Source organism: Stutzerimonas decontaminans, from assembly GCF_000661915.1.
In the GTDB taxonomy this organism is placed as follows: Bacteria; Pseudomonadota; Gammaproteobacteria; order Pseudomonadales; family Pseudomonadaceae; genus Stutzerimonas; species Stutzerimonas decontaminans.
In genome coordinates this window covers 284,729-300,802 of record NZ_CP007509.1, presented here as the reverse complement: position 1 = coordinate 300,802, position 16,074 = coordinate 284,729, and the positions used below count along the sequence as shown (strand labels likewise).

Sequence of the window (16,074 nt, the reverse complement as noted above, 5' to 3'; positions counted from 1 at the left end):
GCCTACCGAGATCCTGCGATGACGCCCACTGACGCCAAGCGCCCGCTACAGCTGAACGACCAAGGCCAGCTGCGCCATTTTCTCTCTCTCGACGGCCTGCCCCGCGAGTTGCTTACCGAGATCCTCGACACCGCCGACTCCTTCCTTGAGGTCGGCGCCCGGGCGGTGAAGAAGGTTCCCCTGCTGCGCGGCAAAACCGTCTGCAACGTGTTCTTCGAGAACTCCACACGCACCCGCACGACCTTCGAACTGGCGGCCCAGCGGTTGTCGGCAGACGTGATCACGTTGAACGTGTCGACCTCCTCCACCAGCAAGGGCGAGACCCTGACTGACACGCTGCGCAATCTGGAGGCCATGGCTGCGGATATGTTCGTCGTGCGCCACGCCGACTCCGGTGCCGCACATTTCATCGCCGAGCATGTCAGTCCTGAGGTCGCGGTGATCAACGGCGGCGACGGGCGCCACGCGCACCCGACCCAGGGCATGCTCGACATGCTCACCATCCGCCGGCACAAAGGCAGTTTCGAGAACCTCTCGGTCGCCATCGTCGGTGACATCCTGCATTCGCGCGTGGCGCGCTCGAACATGCTGGCGCTGAAGACTCTGGGCTGCCCGGACATCCGCGTCATCGCGCCAAAAACCCTGCTGCCCGAGGGCATCGAGCAATACGGCGTGCGTGTCTTCACCGATATGAACGAGGGGCTGCGCGACGTCGACGTGGTGATCATGCTGCGCCTGCAGCGCGAGCGCATGCAGGGCGGCCTGCTGCCGAGCGAAGGCGAGTTCTACAAGCTCTACGGCCTGAACACCCAGCGTCTCGCACTGGCCAAGCCGGACGCCATCGTGATGCACCCGGGCCCGATCAACCGCGGCGTGGAGATCGAGTCGGCGGTGGCCGACGGCCCGCAATCGGTGATCCTCAACCAGGTCACCTACGGCATCGCCATTCGCATGGCTGTGCTGTCCATGGCGATGAGCGGCCAGGCTGCGCAGCGCCAGATCGATTCCGAATCCGTAACCGAGGAGCAGCAGTGATGGTGGCAACCCGAATCCTCGGCGCACACGTCATCGACCCCGTCAGCGGGCGCAACGAAATCGCCGATATTTATCTGCAGCACGGCAAGATCGCCGCCATCGGCCAGGCACCGGCCAGCTTCGAAGCACAACGGACGATCGATGCCCAAGGACTGACCGCCACACCCGGCCTGGTCGATCTTTCAGTGGCGCTGCGCGAGCCTGGCTACAGCCGCAAAGGCAGCATTGCCAGCGAGACCCTGGCAGCGGCCGCCGGCGGCATCACCAGCCTGTGCTGTCCGCCACAGACGCGTCCGGTACTGGATACCGCGGCAGTCACCGAGCTGATCCTCGATCGTGCCCGCGAGTCTGGCCACGCCAAGGTATTCCCCATCGGCGCACTGACGCGCAGCCTGGCTGGCGAGCAGCTGTCTGAGCTTGTCGCATTGCGCGAAGCCGGCTGCGTCGCGTTCGGCAACGGGCTCACCGAATTTGCCAGCAATCGCAATCTGCGCCGCGCGCTGGAGTACGCCGCCACCTTCGATCTGACGGTGATTTTCCACTCCCAGGATCGCGACCTGGCCGAGGGCGGGCTTGCCCACGAGGGTCCTGCCGCCAGTTTCCTCGGCCTGCCCGGAATCCCGGAGACCGCGGAAACCGTAGCCCTGGCGCGTAATTTGCTGCTGGTGGAAAAGTCCGGCGTTCGTGCGCACTTCACCCAGCTGACCAGCGCACGTGGCGCGGAGATGATCGCCCAGGCGCAGGCTCGCGGCCTGCCGGTGACGGCCGACGTGGCCATGTATCAGCTGATCCTCACCGATGAAGCGCTGCACGGTTTCTCCAGCCTGTATCACGTGCAGCCGCCACTGCGCAGCGCAGCGGATCGCGATGGCCTGCGTGAGGCGGTGAAGGCGGGCGTCATCTCGGCGATTTCCAGTCACCACCAGCCGCACGAGGCCGATGCCAAACTGGCCCCGTTCGGCGAAACCGAACCGGGCATCAGCAGTGCCGAAATTCTGCTGCCACTGGCGCTGACTCTGGTGGGTGACGGCTTGCTCGACCTGCCAACCCTGCTGGCGCGACTGACCAGTGGCCCCGCCTCAGCACTGCGCCTGCCAAGCAGCTCCCTGCAAGCGGGTCAGCCGGCGGACCTGGTGCTGTTCGATCAACACAGTTCGACCCTGGTCGGCGAGCGCTGGTATTCCAAAGGCCGCAACTGCCCGTTCATGGGGCACTGCTTGCCGGGCGCGGTGCGCTACACCATCGTCGACGGCCACATCAGCTTCGAATGCTGATGCGAAAGATCTGCGCAGGCGGGGCGTCGGTCCGTCCATGCCTGCCAGATTTCTCAAGCGCGATCTCTTCTTCCGTTCAGCCCCGCGCTAGGTTGCGCTCGGATATTTGCGAGTTCAGCGTCCAGAAGTCGTAGAGCACTCCGATGAAGAACAGCCCACCGGTGAATAGGTAGAGGATCCCGGTGATCCACTTGCCCTGATACATGCGGTGCACACCGAAAACCCCCAGAAAGGTCAGCAGTATCCAGCCGACCGTGTAGTCGATGGGCCCCGGCTGGAAGCGCATGTCCGCTTCACGATCCATCGATGGAATCAGAAACAGGTCGATGATCCAGCCGACGAAGAACAGCCCGAGAGTGAAGAACCAGATGGTGCCGGTGATCGGCTTGCCGTAATAGAAGCGGTGGGAGCCGAGAAAACCGAATATCCACAGGAGATAGCCGATCAGCGTGCTATGGGTGTTCTGCTGCATCCGAACCTCGACGTGCGATTGATGAGTGGCGTCCAGCTTATCCGATAATGCGCTTTAACCGCCCCGCCCGACGGACCTTGCTGCCATGCGCAACCGTGATACTGTATATGCAAACAGTATCACGGTCACCGTCATGCAATTGATCGACAAACTCAGCGTGCTCGCCGACGCAGCCAAGTACGACGTTTCCTGCGCCAGCAGCGGCGCACCGAAGCGCAGCTCGAAGGGCAAGAGCGGTCTCGGCGCCACTGACGGTATGGGCATCTGCCACAGCTTCACGCCGGATGGTCGCTGCGTCGCGCTGCTGAAGATCCTGCTGACCAACTTCTGCCTCTACGACTGTCAGTACTGCGTCAATCGCCGCTCCAGCGATGTACCGCGGGCGCGCTTCACGCCGGAAGAAGTGGTCAGCCTGACGCTCGACTTCTACCGGCGCAACTGCATCAGCGGCCTGTTTCTCAGCTCCGGCATCATTCGCTCGGCGGACTACACCATGGAGCAGCTGGTGCGGGTCGCCAGGCTGCTGCGTGAGGAGCACGAGTTTCGTGGCTACATCCATCTCAAGACCATTCCTGACGCCGATCCCCTACTGATCGCCGAAGCCGGCCGCTACGCCGACCGGCTCAGCGTGAACATCGAACTGCCAACCGAAACCAGCCTGATCCGTCTGGCGCCGGAAAAGCAGGTGGTGACCATCAAGCATGCCATGCACACCATCCACCAGGGCGAAACCGAGGCCAGCGCCGAGAAGCGTGCGCCGCGCTTCGCACCTGCTGGGCAGAGCACGCAGATGATCGTCGGCGCCGACAGCACCGACGACAGCACCATCCTGCAAACGGCCCAGTCGCTATACGGCAGCTATCGCTTGCGCCGGGTCTATTACTCGGCCTTCAGCCCGATTCCGCACAGCCCCAACACCGTGCCTTTCGCGGCACCACCGCTGATGCGCGAGCACCGGCTGTATCAGGCCGACTTTCTCATGCGTGGCTATGGCTTCAACGCCAGCGAACTGCTCAGCGGGCCGGGCAACCTCGCGCTGGATATCGACCCGAAGCTGGCTTGGGCGCTGGCCCACCGCGACCAGTTTCCGGTGGACCTCAATCGCGCCGAACCCATGATGATCGCGCGCATCCCCGGAATCGGCATGCTCAGCGCGAAACGCCTGGTGGATCTACGCCGGCACAAACGCATCCGCTTCGAGGATTTGACTCGCCTGCGTTGCTCCCTGGAGAAAGCCAAACCCTTCGTCATCACCCAGGATTACCGGCCAAGCCTGGCTGGGCACGAGTCAGCCATGCTGCGCCAGCATCTGCGCGACACCCCTGCACAGCTGGCGCTCTGGTGATGCTCACGGTTCGCTTCGATGGGAGCTTCCAGGAATGGCGAAACCGCGCTCGTGCACTGCTGCAGAGCCAGGTCGCGCCACATGAAGTGAGTTGGGCGGGTGGTAATGAATCGGCAGGACTGTTCGAGGAACCCCTGCCCACCCCGGCAAATGAGAGCGGCCAGCGGATTCGTGTACCGAGACAGCTGCTGGATGAGCTCGAGATGGCGGCACGCTATCGCACCGAACATCGCTGGAGCCTGCTATATCGCGTGCTCTGGCGTGTAAACCAGGGCGATTCGAGTGCGCGAATGGTGGGCGATATCGACGGCAGCGAACTGCACGGTCGAATCAAGGCAGTCCGCCGCGAAGCCCATCATCTGCATGCATTTCTTCGCTTCCGCCCGCTGCAAACCAGTGACGGACCGCAGCACGTCGCCTGGTTCGAGCCCGCGCACGACGTACTGCCGTGGGCAGCAGGGCATTTCGCCGAACGGATGGGCGGGAACAGCTGGCTGATCGCGACGCCAGAAGAAGGTGTCTGCTGGGATGGACAGGGGATCTACTACACCCGGCCCTGCCCGACGCAATGGCGGCAACTGGCGCAGAACGCGGCGGACCCCGGCGGAGAACTATGGAAGGCGTATTACGAAAGCACGTTCAACCCGGCCCGGCTGAACCGCGGCGTGCTGGAGAACAACCTGCCGGTGCGCTTCTGGAAGAATCTGCCCGAAGGCATGTTGATCCCGCAGTTGATGAGCCGCGCGCGAGCCGGCGCGCAGCGTGACGGCCAGGCCGAGCGCGTCGCCGCCAAGAACGGAAAGCGCATCGGCCGGGCGGCAGAACAGGCTGACTAGCGGAAGCTACGGCCTGGGTCCTCGTCACTGACTTCCAGGCTCAGGCCCTTGGACACGCTGGCCAGATGCTCGCCATCGGTTTCCGATCCCAGCTTGATCAGCAGGCGCAGGTCGTTGGCCGAGTCGGCGTGCAGCAATGCATCTTCGTAGGTGATCTCGCCCTGCACATAGAGGTTATACAGCGCCTGATCGAAGGTCTGCATGCCCAGTTCGGTGGAGCGCTTCATCAACGATTTGAGTTCATGCACCTCGCCCTTGCGGATCAGATCGGCCGCCAGCGGCGTATTGATCAGCACCTCGATTACCGCGCGACGGCCCTTGCCATCAGGCGTAGGCACCAGCTGCTGAGCGACGATGGCCTTGAGGTTGAGCGAAAGATCCATCCACACCTGGTTGTGACGGTCGGGCGGGAAGAAGTTGATGATGCGATCCAGCGCCTGGTTCGCGTTGTTGGCGTGCAGCGTCGCCAGACACAGGTGACCGGTTTCGGCGAAGGCCACGGCGTAGTCCATGGTTTCACGAGTACGGATCTCGCCGATGAGAATCACGTCCGGTGCCTGGCGCAGGGTGTTCTTCAGTGCCACCTCGAACGAGCTGGTATCGATGCCGACCTCACGCTGGGTGACGATGCAGCTCTGATGCTGGTGGATGAATTCGATTGGATCCTCGATGGAGATGATGTGCCCGCTGGAATTCTTGTTGCGGTAGCCGATCATCGAAGCCAGCGAGGTCGACTTGCCGGTACCGGTCGCGCCGACGAACAGGACCAGCCCGCGCTTGGTCATCGACAGCTTCTTGAGGACGTCCGGCAGCTTCAGCTCTTCGATGGTCGGAATGTTGGTTTCGATGCGCCGCAGCACCATCCCGGCCAGGTTGCGCTGGTAGAAGGCGCTGACGCGGAAGCGACCAATACCACGGGCACTGATGGCGAAATTGCACTCATGGTTTTCGGTGAACTCGCGGCGCTGCTGCTCGTTCATCACGCCATGCACGGTTTCCCGGGTCATCTCCGGCGACATCGCCGTCTTGCTCACCGGCATGATCTTGCCATTGACCTTCATCGAAGGCGGCACGCCGGCCGTGATGAATAGATCGGAGCCGCCCTTTTCCACCATCAGGCGCAGAAGTTTCTCGAATTCCATCGTCTTACTCGCAATCGTGGCAAGCGCCGCACCGAGCGGCGTCCGGGGTTGTCAGGCGTTTAGAAGTTCTCTGGCTGCTTGGCCTTTTCCTTGGCGCTGTCTCGCGAGATCAGCCCTTTGGCCAGCAGCCCCTTGAGGCACGAGTCCAGTGTCTGCATGCCCAGCGAGCCACCGGTCTGAATCGAGGAATACATCTGCGCCACCTTGTCCTCGCGGATCAGGTTCCGAATGGCAGGGGTGCCGATCATGATCTCGTGGGCCGCCACACGGCCGCCGCCGACTTTCTTTAGCAGGGTCTGCGAAATCACCGCCTGCAGCGATTCGGAAAGCATCGAGCGGACCATGGACTTCTCTTCGGCCGGGAACACGTCGACCACGCGGTCGATGGTCTTGGCGGCGGAGGTGGTGTGCAGGGTGCCGAACACCAGGTGACCGGTTTCCGCGGCAGTCAGCGCCAGGCGAATGGTTTCCAGGTCGCGCATTTCGCCGACCAGAATGATGTCCGGGTCTTCACGCAATGCCGAACGCAGGGCTTCGGAGAAACCCAGGGTGTCACGATGGACCTCGCGCTGGTTGACCAGGCACTTCTTCGATTCGTGGACGAATTCGATGGGGTCCTCGATGGTGAGGATATGGTGGTATTTGGTGCTGTTCAGGTAATCGAGCATCGCCGCCAGGGTGGTCGACTTGCCCGAGCCGGTCGGCCCGGTGACCAGCACCAGCCCACGCGGCACGTCGGTGATCTTACGAAACACCTCGCCCATCCCCAGGTCTTCCATGGTCAGCACCTTGGAAGGAATGGTCCGAAACACCGCACCGGAACCGCGATTCTGGTTGAACGCGTTGACGCGGAAGCGCGCCACGCCGGGCACTTCGAACGAGAAGTCGGTTTCCAGGAATTCCTCGAAATCCTTGCGCTGCTTGTCGTTCATGATGTCGTAGATCAGCGCATGCACCTGCTTGTGGTCCATGGCCGGCAGGTTGATGCGCCGCACGTCGCCATCGACGCGAATCATCGGCGGCAGGCCGGCGGAAAGGTGCAAATCCGACGCACCCTGCTTGGCGCTGAAGGCCAGCAGTTCTGTGATATCCATGGGACTCCCCAATTACAAGCAAGCAGGTAGAATGCCGCGCAGACCCCAAGGTGGCGGGCGCAGGTAATGTCCACGATAGAGAAGAATATTGCAAAGGTCGCTGCGCGCATCCGTGAGGCGGCGCAAGCTGTGAGTCGCGACCCGGCCACGGTCGGGCTGCTGGCGGTGAGCAAGACCCAGCCAGCCGCCGCCATTCGCGACGCAGCAGGCGCCGGCGTCCGCGATTTCGGCGAGAACTATCTGCAGGAAGCGCTGGACAAGCAGGCCGAGCTGAGCGACCTGTCGCTGGTCTGGCATTTCATCGGCCCCATCCAGTCGAACAAAACCAAACCCATCGCCGAACACTTCGACTGGGTGCACTCGGTGGATCGCCTGAAGATTGCCCAGCGTCTGTCTGACCAGCGCCCGACGCAGCTGCCTCCGCTGAACATCTGCCTGCAGGTCAATGTCAGCGGCGAGGCAAGCAAGTCCGGTTGCGCGCCCGAGGAACTGCACCCGCTGGCGCAGGCCGTTGCCGCGCTGCCTAACCTGCGGCTGCGTGGTCTGATGTGCATTCCCGCACCGAGCGACGACCCCGCCGAGCAGCGTGCTGCCTTTGCCCGCCTGCGGGCATTGCGCGACGAACTGCCACTGACGCTGGATACGCTGTCCATGGGCATGAGCCAGGATCTCGAAACGGCGATCGCCGAAGGCGCGACCTGGGTCCGCATCGGTACCGCACTGTTCGGCGCTCGTGATTACGGGCGCCCTCAATAAAGGAATTGCTATGACCTCTCCCCGCATCGCCTTCATCGGCGCCGGCAACATGGCGGCCAGCCTGATCGGCGGGCTGCGCGCCCAGGGCGTCGCCGCGGATGCCATCCGCGCCAGCGATCCAGGCGCCGAGCAGCGCGCGAAGATCAGCGCCGAACACGGCATCCAGACCTTTGCGCAGAATGCCGACGCGCTGGCTGACGCCGATGTGGTGGTGCTGTCGGTCAAACCGCAGGTCATGCAGGCGGTCTGTCAGGATCTGACGCCCCATCTGGGTCATGCGCCCTTGATTGTCTCGATCGCCGCTGGCATCAGCTGCGACAGCCTGCAGCGCTGGCTGGGGCCGCGCCCGCAGGCGATCGTGCGCTGCATGCCGAACACGCCGGCATTGCTGCGTCAAGGCGTTAGCGGCCTGTTCGCCAATGCCCAGGTCAGCGACATGCAGAAGCAGCAGGCCGAGCAACTGCTGTCGGCTGTCGGCATCGCCCTGTGGCTCGAAGAGGAACGGCTGATCGACGCAGTGACAGCGGTTTCCGGTAGCGGCCCGGCCTATTTCTTCCTGCTGATCGAAGCGATGACCGCTGCTGGCGAACGGCTCGGACTGCCCCGCGAAACCGCAGCGCGACTGACCATGCAGACCGCGCTGGGCGCAGCGCGCATGGCTTGCGAAAGCGATGTCGACGCCGCCGAACTGCGGCGCCGTGTCACCTCGCCGAACGGAACCACCGAAGCGGCGATCAAAGCCTTCCAGGCCGGCGGCTTCGAGCAACTGGTGCAGCTGGCGCTGAACGCCGCCGCACAACGCTCGGCCGAACTGGCCGAACAACTGGGCCAATAAGGAGCATTCATGTCCCAACTCTCGCAAGCCCTGATCCTCATCATCCAGACCCTGGGCAGCCTTTACCTGCTGATCGTGCTGCTGCGCTTCATCCTGCAACTGGTGCGCGCCGACTTCTACAACCCACTCAGCCAGTTCATCGTCAAGGCGACCCATCCGCTGCTGCGGCCGATGCGCCGCATCATTCCGAGCATGGGTACGCTGGATCTTTCTTCGCTGATCCTCGCGCTGATCGTGCAGATGGTACTGATGGCACTGATTCTGCTGGTCGCCTACGGCACCCCCGGCAATCCCTTGCTGCTGCTGGTCTGGGCACTGATCGGCATCACCGGGCTGTTCCTCAATATTTTCTTCTGGGCGCTGATCATCAGCGTCATCCTGTCCTGGGTGGCACCGGGCAGCCACAACCCGGGCGCCCAGTTGGTCAGCCAACTCTGCGAGCCGGTCCTGGCACCGTTCCGCCGCCTGCTGCCGAACCTCGGTGGGCTCGATATTTCGCCGATCTTCGCCTTCCTGGCGATCAAGCTGCTGGACATGCTGGTGGTCAACAACCTGGCCACCATGACGCATATGCCGAACATCCTGCGCATGCTCATCTGAGACGCCGTTCATGCTTTGCTGCCAAAGCGGCACCGAGGGCCGAAAAGCACCTCGGAATGCCGCCTGGCAGCACGTAGACTTCGCTTTCTCGGCTTTTTCCATCCTGCCTCGTCCTCTGCTGCGGGGTGTGAACGAGGACATCGACTCGAAATCGAGCCGCCCATGACCGCCCAAGCCGCCAGCAACGCCGCTCGGTCACGCCAGGCTTCGATTGAATTGACCCCGCACCAGCGGGTCCGATAATTCGCCGAATCACACCTCCGGGAGCTGGATGAGCATGGAACGTCTCGACCGACAAGTGGACGCCTACGTCACCTGGAAGCGTGACCTCATTCGTGAGATCACCCGTTACCGCAGCTGGTTGGCGCACAACCGTCTCAGCAGCGAAGGCGTAGAAGCGCGTCTGGAGCGCGCTCTACGGGTGCTGCGCACCGATCACATCACCCTGGCGTTCGTCGGCGAGTATTCGCGCGGCAAGACCGAGCTGATCAACAGCCTGTTCTTCTCCAACTATGGTCAGCGCATCCTGCCCTCGCGGGCTGGACGCACCACCATGTGCCCCACCGAGCTGCTGTTCGATCCACGCTCGGAGCGTTCTTACATCCGCCTGCTGCCCATCGAGTCGCGCCTGCAGGACACCAGCATCGCGCAGCTCAAGCGCACTCCGCGACTCTGGCTGAACCTGCCGCTCGATCCGCACGACCCCGAAAGCATGGCCGAGGCCTTCGCCCAGGTCGCCTTGACCAAGACCATGCCGGTGGAGCAGGCGATCCAGCTGGGCTTCGACCCGGCTGGCCTGGAAAGCACGGGCAGCGGTGACATGGTGCTGGTGCCAGCCTGGCGCCACGCCATGGTCAACTTCGACCATCCGTTGCTGCGCCAGGGTCTGCGCATTCTCGATACCCCTGGGCTGAACGCGCTGGGCAGCGAACCGGAACTGACCCTGTCGATGCTGCCCAATGCGCAGGCGATCATTTTCCTGCTTTCCGCCGATACCGGCGTCACAGCCAGCGACATGCAGATCTGGCAGCAGCACATCCGTCAGCTCGATGAAGACACCCAGAGCAGCCTGTTCGCCGTACTCAACAAGATCGACGTGCTCTGGGACGATGTTGCCGGCGAAGCCTTCGCCCAGAAGGCTATCGAAGACATCCGCGAAACCACCGCACAGCAGCTCGGTATCGACTGCGCGGACGTTCTGCCGTTGTCGGCCAAGCAGGCGCTGATGGCGAAGATCCGCGGCGACCAGGCGCTGCTCGAACGCAGCCAACTGGCTCAACTGGAGCAGCTGCTAAGTCAGCGCATCCTGGCGCAAAAGGAACGTTTACTCGAAGACCAGGTGGTACTGCAGGTCCTGGCACTGGTGCAGAACAGCCAGCACGCGCTCAAGCTGCGCTTGGAAAAGGTCATCGAACAGCGCGACGTGCTCGCCAGCCATCAGGAAGGCAGCGGGCAGATGCTGCTCGAACTCACCGCGCGCACACGGCACGACCACAACCGCCATCACAAGCGCCTACTCGACCTGAAGACCAATCAGCGCCTATTGCAGCGCCAAGGCGAGCTGCTGCGCGCGGCCATCCGTGCGGAACGCCTTGAGGAACACCTGACCCGGCTGCGCCGGAGTCTGACCGGCAGCCTGACGACGCTCGGCATCAACCTGGCCATCCTGCACTTCTTCCGCTCGGTGGAGCAGGATCTAGGCGTCCTCGAACAGGAAGCCGAGCGCGCCAACAAGATGGTTTCGGCGATCTATCGCCGGCACAGCGAAGAGAACCCGCTGAATGGCATAGATCCACCGTTGTTCCAGTTGCTGCCTTATCAGCGCGAGCTGCGCAGCTTGCAAGGCAAGGCCGATCAGTTCCGCCTGCAATTGAAGACCCTGCTCACCGAGCAGCGAACGCTCACCAGACGTTTCTTCTCCACCCTGGTGCAGGAAGTCATCGGCATGCACCAGCGACTGCGCCAGGATGCCGAACAATGGGCTGGCGACGCGCTGACACCCTTGCTGCAGTTTTCCCTGGAACACAAGCAGCAGCTGGAAGCCCACATCCTGCAGCTAAAGAACCTGGCCAGGGAGAGCCAGCAGAACAGCAAACGCGGACAGCTGCTGACCCGCTACAGCGGAGAACTGGAGCTGCAACTGGCACAAGCCGCGGAAATGCTCCGTGCGCTGCGGCGGCCGGCGCCGCTGCGGCGGCAGGGCAAGGTGGTCAGCCTGACCAAGGCGCAAATCAGCTAGAACCGTCGCCATTTCTTCGCCGCCGGTGAGGAAATGGCGGGAGCCCCGCCCACCGTTGCATTTCAGGATGAATTGCAACGCGCATACCTTTAGACTTTGCCGCCTTCTTCAAGCAAGAGCCAGGGTCGATGCCCACTGCAATTCCCGCCGATTCCGTTGGCCTGGTGAGTCCGCAGGTCGCGCACTTTGCCGAGCCACTGACACTCGCCTGCGGCCGCACGCTGGCCGATTACCAGCTGATCTACGAAACCTATGGCGAGCTGAACGCTGCGCGCAGCAACGCCGTGCTCATCTGCCATGCGCTGTCCGGCCACCATCATGCTGCCGGCTACCACAGCGCGGACGATCGCAAGCCCGGCTGGTGGGACTCGTGCATAGGCCCGGGTAAGGCCATCGATACCGATCGCTTCTTCGTCGTCAGCCTGAACAATCTTGGCGGCTGCAACGGCTCCACCGGCCCCAGCAGCACCAACCCGGCCAGCGGCAAGCCCTACGGCGCCGATTTCCCGGTGGTCACCGTGGAAGACTGGGTGCACAGCCAGGCACGCCTGGCCGATCGGCTCGGCATCGCCCAGTGGGCAGCGGTGGTCGGCGGCAGCCTGGGTGGCATGCAAGCCTTGCAGTGGACCATCAGCTACCCCGAGCGGGTACGTCACTGCCTGGCCATCGCCTCGGCACCCAAGCTGTCGGCGCAGAACATCGCCTTCAACGAGGTCGCGCGCCAGGCGATCCTCTCCGATCCCGAGTTCCACGGCGGGCATTTCCAGGAGATGGGCGTGATTCCCAAGCGCGGACTGATGCTGGCGCGCATGGTCGGCCACATCACCTACCTGTCCGATGACGCCATGGGCACCAAGTTCGGCCGCGGACTGAAGAGCGAGAAGCTCAATTACGACTTCAACAGCGTGGAGTTCCAGGTCGAAAGCTACCTGCGCTATCAGGGTGAGGAGTTTTCCGGACGCTTCGACGCCAACACCTACCTGCTGATGACCAAGGCACTGGACTACTTCGACCCGGCGGCGGCCAATGACGACAATCTGGCCAAGACCTTCGAGGTCGCCCAGGCGCGCTTCTGCGTGATGTCCTTCACCACCGACTGGCGTTTCTCGCCGGAGCGCTCGCGGGAAATCGTCGACGCCCTGCTCGCCGCGCGCAAGGACGTCTGCTACCTGGAGATCGACGCGCCGCAGGGCCACGATGCCTTCCTGATCCCCAACCCCCGCTACCTGCAAGCCTTCCGCGGTTACATGAACCGCATAGCCGTATAAGGAACGAAGATGCGCGCCGATCTGGACATCATCCAAGAGTGGATACCGGCCGGCAGCCGAGTTCTCGACCTCGGCTGCGGCAATGGCGAGCTGCTCGCCTGGTTGCGTGACCACAAGCAGGTCAGCGGCTATGGCCTGGAAATCGACCCGGACAACATTGCCGCCTGCATCGACAAGGGCGTCAACGTCATCGAGCAGAACCTCGACCTGGGCCTGGGCAACTTCGCCAGCGACAGCTTCGACATGGTGGTGATGACCCAGGCGTTGCAAGCCGTGCACTACCCGGACCAGCTGATGAAGGAAATGCTGCGCGTCGGCCGCCAGTGCATCATCACCTTCCCCAATTTCGGCCACTGGCGCTGCCGCTGGTACCTGGCGAGCAAGGGCCGCATGCCGGTATCCGAGTTCCTCCCCTACACTTGGTACAACACGCCGAACATTCACTTCTGCACGTTCGAGGACTTCGAGCGGCTGTGCCAGGAAAGCGGCGCCAGGGTGCTCGAACGCCTCGCTGTCGACCGCGACCACAGGCATGGCTGGGCCAGTCGGTTATGGCCGAATCTGCTGGGTGAAATCGGTATCTACCGCGTCACCGGGCCATCCCGCTGAGCGGCTTCAACGCTGGAGGTAAGCACATGAAACGCGTCCTGATCGGCCTTCTGGCCGCGCTCCTCACATTACCGGCACTCGCCGAACGCAAGCACAGCGTGGGTGAGTACGATATCCACTACATCGCCTTCAACTCCGGCTTCCTGCAGCCGGACATTGCCGCCGCGGCCGGCCTCACGCGCAGCAAGACCCAGGGCGTGGTCAACGTCTCGGTGCTCAAGGGTGGCAAACCGGTCGCCGCACAGGTCAGCGGCCAGGTGAAGAATCTGCTCGGGCAGGATCGCGTGCTGAGCTTCAAGCAGCTCAAAGAGGGTGAAGAGGCGATCTATTACCTCGCGCAATTCCCCTTCGACTCGCAGGAAACCCTGCGCTTCAGCCTCACCGTACAGCCGACCGGTGCGCAGCCGATCAGCTTCGAGTTCACCCAGGAAGTCTTCCCCGACCGATGATGCCTTTTCCCGAACTGGTGCTGGCCAGTCATAACGCCGGCAAACTCAAGGAGCTCCAGGCCATGCTCGGCGACGCTGTACGCGTGCGCTCGGTAGCCGAGTTCAGCACCGTCGAGCCGGAGGAAACCGGCCTTTCCTTCGTCGAGAACGCCATTCTCAAGGCGCGCAACGCTGCGCGGATATCCGGTCTGCCGGCGCTCGCCGACGATTCCGGCCTGGCCGTCGACGCCCTTGGCGGCGCACCGGGCATTTACTCGGCGCGCTATGCCGACGGCAGGGGCGACGCTGCCAATAATGCCAAGCTGCTGGATGCCCTGCGGGAGGTTCCGGATGCCGAGCGCGGCGCGCAGTTCGTCTGCGCCCTGGCCCTGGTGCGCCACGCCGACGATCCGCTGCCGATCATCTGCGAGGGCCTCTGGCACGGCCGCATCCTGCATGCCGCGCGCGGTGAGCATGGCTTCGGTTACGACCCACTGTTCTGGGTGCCGGAATGCGACTGTTCCAGTGCCGAGCTGCCGGCCGCGCAGAAGAACCAGCTCAGCCACCGTGCACGCGCCATGGCCCTGCTCAAGCAGCAGCTGGGGATATGAAAGCGGCTGCATCGCGAACCGCTAACAACGGGATCTACGGCGCGCCGCCTGAGGCAGGCTTCGAGCTGCCGCCGCTGGCAGCTTACGTGCATATCCCCTGGTGCGTGCGCAAATGCCCGTACTGCGACTTCAATTCCCACGCAGCCGGCCCCGAGCTGCCCGAAGACGCGTATGTCGCTGCGCTGCTGGCCGATCTGCGTGCCGATCTCGAGCACGTCCAGGGTCGCCGACTGAGCTCGATCTTCTTTGGCGGCGGCACGCCGAGTCTGTTTTCCGCCAGGGCGCTGGGGGCGATCGTCGACGGGCTGGAGCGGCTGGTCGGTTTCACCGAGGACATCGAGATTACCCTGGAGGCCAATCCGGGAACGTTCGAGCAAGCCAAGTTCCGCGACTACCGCCAGCTCGGCATCAACCGGCTGTCCATCGGCGTGCAGAGCTTCCAGGCCGAGAAGCTCAAGGCGCTCGGCCGTATCCATGACGGCGACGAAGCGATTCGCGCAGCGGACATGGCCCGCGCCGCCGGCTTCGACAACTTCAACCTCGACCTCATGCATGGCCTGCCGGACCAAAGCCTGGAAGATGCGCTGAGCGACCTGCGCATCGCCATCGCCCAGCAGCCGACGCATCTGTCTTGGTATCAGCTGACCCTGGAGCCGAACACAGTGTTTTGGAGCCAGCCGCCGCAGCTGCCCGAAGACGACATCCTCTGGGACATCCAGGAAGCCGGCCAGGCGCTGCTTGCCGAGCACGGTTATCGCCAGTACGAGACTTCGGCTTATGCCCAGCCGGGTCGGCAGGCCCGACACAACCTGAACTACTGGACCTTCGGCGATTTCCTCGGCATCGGTGCCGGCGCCCATGCCAAGCTCAGCCATGCCGACGGCCGCATCCTGCGCAGCTGGAAGACCCGCCTGCCGAAAGACTACCTCGACCCGGCGAAGGCCTTCCGCGCTGGCGAAAAGCAACTGACTGCCGATGAATTACCCTTCGAATTCCTGATGAATGTGCTGCGCCTCACCGACGGCGTACCGGCCATGCTGTTCACTCAGCGCACCGGGCTGGCGCTAGACCTGCTTGCCGAGCCGCGGCGTGCAGCCCAAGCCCGCGGCCTGCTGTCGGCCGACCCTGCGCGTCTGGTGGCGACACCGAAGGGCCAGCTGTTCCTCAATGACCTGCTACAGAGCTTCCTGCCTTAAGGACACCGCATGGATTTGCTACTCGACCTGATCGTCACGCTGTCGCGCTGGAGCCGCAGCCACCTGTCCGACATCTCCCTGGCACTGATGGCGACGCTGTTCGTGCTGTTCGGCCCGGCGCTCAATGCCTGGGTGAAGAATACGGTCAGCAGCCTCAACTTCTTCCTGCGTACACTGATTTTCGTGCTGGTCTGCGCGGTGGGCTACGGACTGGCCATCGTGTTCCTGACGCCTTGGATGACCCAGGGCCTGGCCCATCTGAACAACTACAGCCTAGCCCCCGTGCTGCTGCTGATCTTCTTCCTCATCGGTGTGATCGCCGACCGTAACTAAC

Annotated in this window: 17 protein-coding genes; 14 read left to right on the top strand and 3 right to left on the bottom strand. The window is 63.3% G+C overall.

The window, feature by feature from the left end:
* Window positions 1-18 precede the first annotated feature (18 nt).
* Together UIB01_RS01420 and UIB01_RS01415 are read left to right on the top strand one after the other, a co-directional pair.
* Entirely contained in the window at window positions 19-1,035 is a 1,017-nt protein-coding gene (locus UIB01_RS01420) for an aspartate carbamoyltransferase catalytic subunit (RefSeq protein ID WP_038656170.1), read from the top strand.
* Window positions 1,035-2,309: a dihydroorotase gene (locus tag UIB01_RS01415; protein WP_038656168.1), complete on the top strand. Its 1,275-nt coding sequence runs from the start codon at window positions 1,035-1,037 to the stop codon at window positions 2,307-2,309. Before UIB01_RS01420 ends, UIB01_RS01415 begins: the two co-directional genes overlap by 1 nt.
* A 76-nt stretch (window positions 2,310-2,385) precedes the next feature.
* Here the strand turns inward: UIB01_RS01415 and UIB01_RS01410 are convergent, their stop codons facing one another.
* Window positions 2,386-2,781: an NINE protein gene (locus UIB01_RS01410; RefSeq protein WP_038656166.1), complete on the bottom strand. Its 396-nt coding sequence runs from the start codon at window positions 2,779-2,781 to the stop codon at window positions 2,386-2,388.
* Between the two features lie 133 nt (window positions 2,782-2,914).
* Between UIB01_RS01410 and UIB01_RS01405 the strand changes: the two genes are divergently transcribed.
* Window positions 2,915-4,126: a putative DNA modification/repair radical SAM protein gene (locus tag UIB01_RS01405; protein WP_038665304.1), complete on the top strand. Its 1,212-nt coding sequence runs from the start codon at window positions 2,915-2,917 to the stop codon at window positions 4,124-4,126.
* Window positions 4,126-4,962, top strand: a complete 837-nt coding sequence (locus UIB01_RS01400) for a TIGR03915 family putative DNA repair protein (protein WP_038656164.1) — start codon at window positions 4,126-4,128, stop codon at window positions 4,960-4,962. Before UIB01_RS01405 ends, UIB01_RS01400 begins: the two co-directional genes overlap by 1 nt.
* Here the strand turns inward: UIB01_RS01400 and UIB01_RS01395 are convergent.
* Complete coding sequence (locus UIB01_RS01395; protein ID WP_038656162.1) at window positions 4,959-6,104, bottom strand: PilT/PilU family type 4a pilus ATPase; 1,146 nt, start codon at window positions 6,102-6,104, stop codon at window positions 4,959-4,961. The two genes, UIB01_RS01400 and UIB01_RS01395, sit on opposite strands and share 4 nt — an antisense overlap.
* Window positions 6,105-6,163: 59 nt before the next feature.
* The gene (locus tag UIB01_RS01390; RefSeq protein WP_038656160.1) at window positions 6,164-7,198 is read right to left on the bottom strand and encodes a type IV pilus twitching motility protein PilT; all 1,035 of its coding nucleotides are present in this window, start codon (window positions 7,196-7,198) and stop codon (window positions 6,164-6,166) included.
* A gap of 66 nt (window positions 7,199-7,264) precedes the next feature.
* Here UIB01_RS01390 and UIB01_RS01385 point away from each other — a divergent pair, with 66 nt between their 5' ends.
* The 10 genes from UIB01_RS01385 (at window position 7,265) to UIB01_RS01340 (ending at window position 16,073) form a co-directional block, all read left to right on the top strand.
* The gene (locus UIB01_RS01385) at window positions 7,265-7,954 is read left to right on the top strand and encodes a YggS family pyridoxal phosphate-dependent enzyme (RefSeq protein WP_038656158.1); all 690 of its coding nucleotides are present in this window, start codon (window positions 7,265-7,267) and stop codon (window positions 7,952-7,954) included.
* 10 nt (window positions 7,955-7,964) lie between these two features.
* On the top strand, window positions 7,965-8,789 hold the full coding sequence (gene proC / locus UIB01_RS01380; RefSeq protein ID WP_038656156.1) for a pyrroline-5-carboxylate reductase: 825 nt from the start codon (window positions 7,965-7,967) through the stop codon (window positions 8,787-8,789).
* Between the two features lie 9 nt (window positions 8,790-8,798).
* Window positions 8,799-9,389 (top strand): YggT family protein, encoded by a 591-nt coding sequence (locus tag UIB01_RS01375; RefSeq protein ID WP_038656154.1) that lies wholly within the window; start codon window positions 8,799-8,801, stop codon window positions 9,387-9,389.
* 271 nt (window positions 9,390-9,660) lie between these two features.
* Window positions 9,661-11,628, top strand: coding sequence for a dynamin family protein (locus UIB01_RS01370; protein WP_038656152.1), 1,968 nt, complete (start codon window positions 9,661-9,663; stop codon window positions 11,626-11,628).
* A gap of 128 nt (window positions 11,629-11,756) precedes the next feature.
* Window positions 11,757-12,896, top strand: coding sequence for a homoserine O-succinyltransferase MetX (gene metX, locus UIB01_RS01365; RefSeq protein WP_038656150.1), 1,140 nt, complete (start codon window positions 11,757-11,759; stop codon window positions 12,894-12,896).
* Window positions 12,897-12,905: 9 nt separating this feature from the next.
* Complete coding sequence (metW, locus tag UIB01_RS01360) at window positions 12,906-13,505, top strand: methionine biosynthesis protein MetW (RefSeq protein ID WP_038656148.1); 600 nt, start codon at window positions 12,906-12,908, stop codon at window positions 13,503-13,505.
* Between the two features lie 26 nt (window positions 13,506-13,531).
* A complete protein-coding gene (locus UIB01_RS01355) occupies window positions 13,532-13,954 on the top strand; it encodes a DUF4426 domain-containing protein (RefSeq protein ID WP_038656147.1) in 423 nt (140 codons plus the stop codon).
* Complete coding sequence (gene rdgB / locus UIB01_RS01350) at window positions 13,951-14,544, top strand: RdgB/HAM1 family non-canonical purine NTP pyrophosphatase (protein WP_038656145.1); 594 nt, start codon at window positions 13,951-13,953, stop codon at window positions 14,542-14,544. The genes UIB01_RS01355 and rdgB overlap by 4 nt, the downstream gene beginning before the upstream one ends.
* On the top strand, window positions 14,541-15,740 hold the full coding sequence (hemW, locus tag UIB01_RS01345; RefSeq protein ID WP_230585277.1) for a radical SAM family heme chaperone HemW: 1,200 nt from the start codon (window positions 14,541-14,543) through the stop codon (window positions 15,738-15,740). The genes rdgB and hemW overlap by 4 nt, the downstream gene beginning before the upstream one ends.
* Window positions 15,741-15,749: 9 nt before the next feature.
* Entirely contained in the window at window positions 15,750-16,073 is a 324-nt protein-coding gene (locus UIB01_RS01340; protein WP_011914980.1) for a DUF3392 domain-containing protein, read from the top strand.
* Window position 16,074 lies beyond the last annotated feature (1 nt).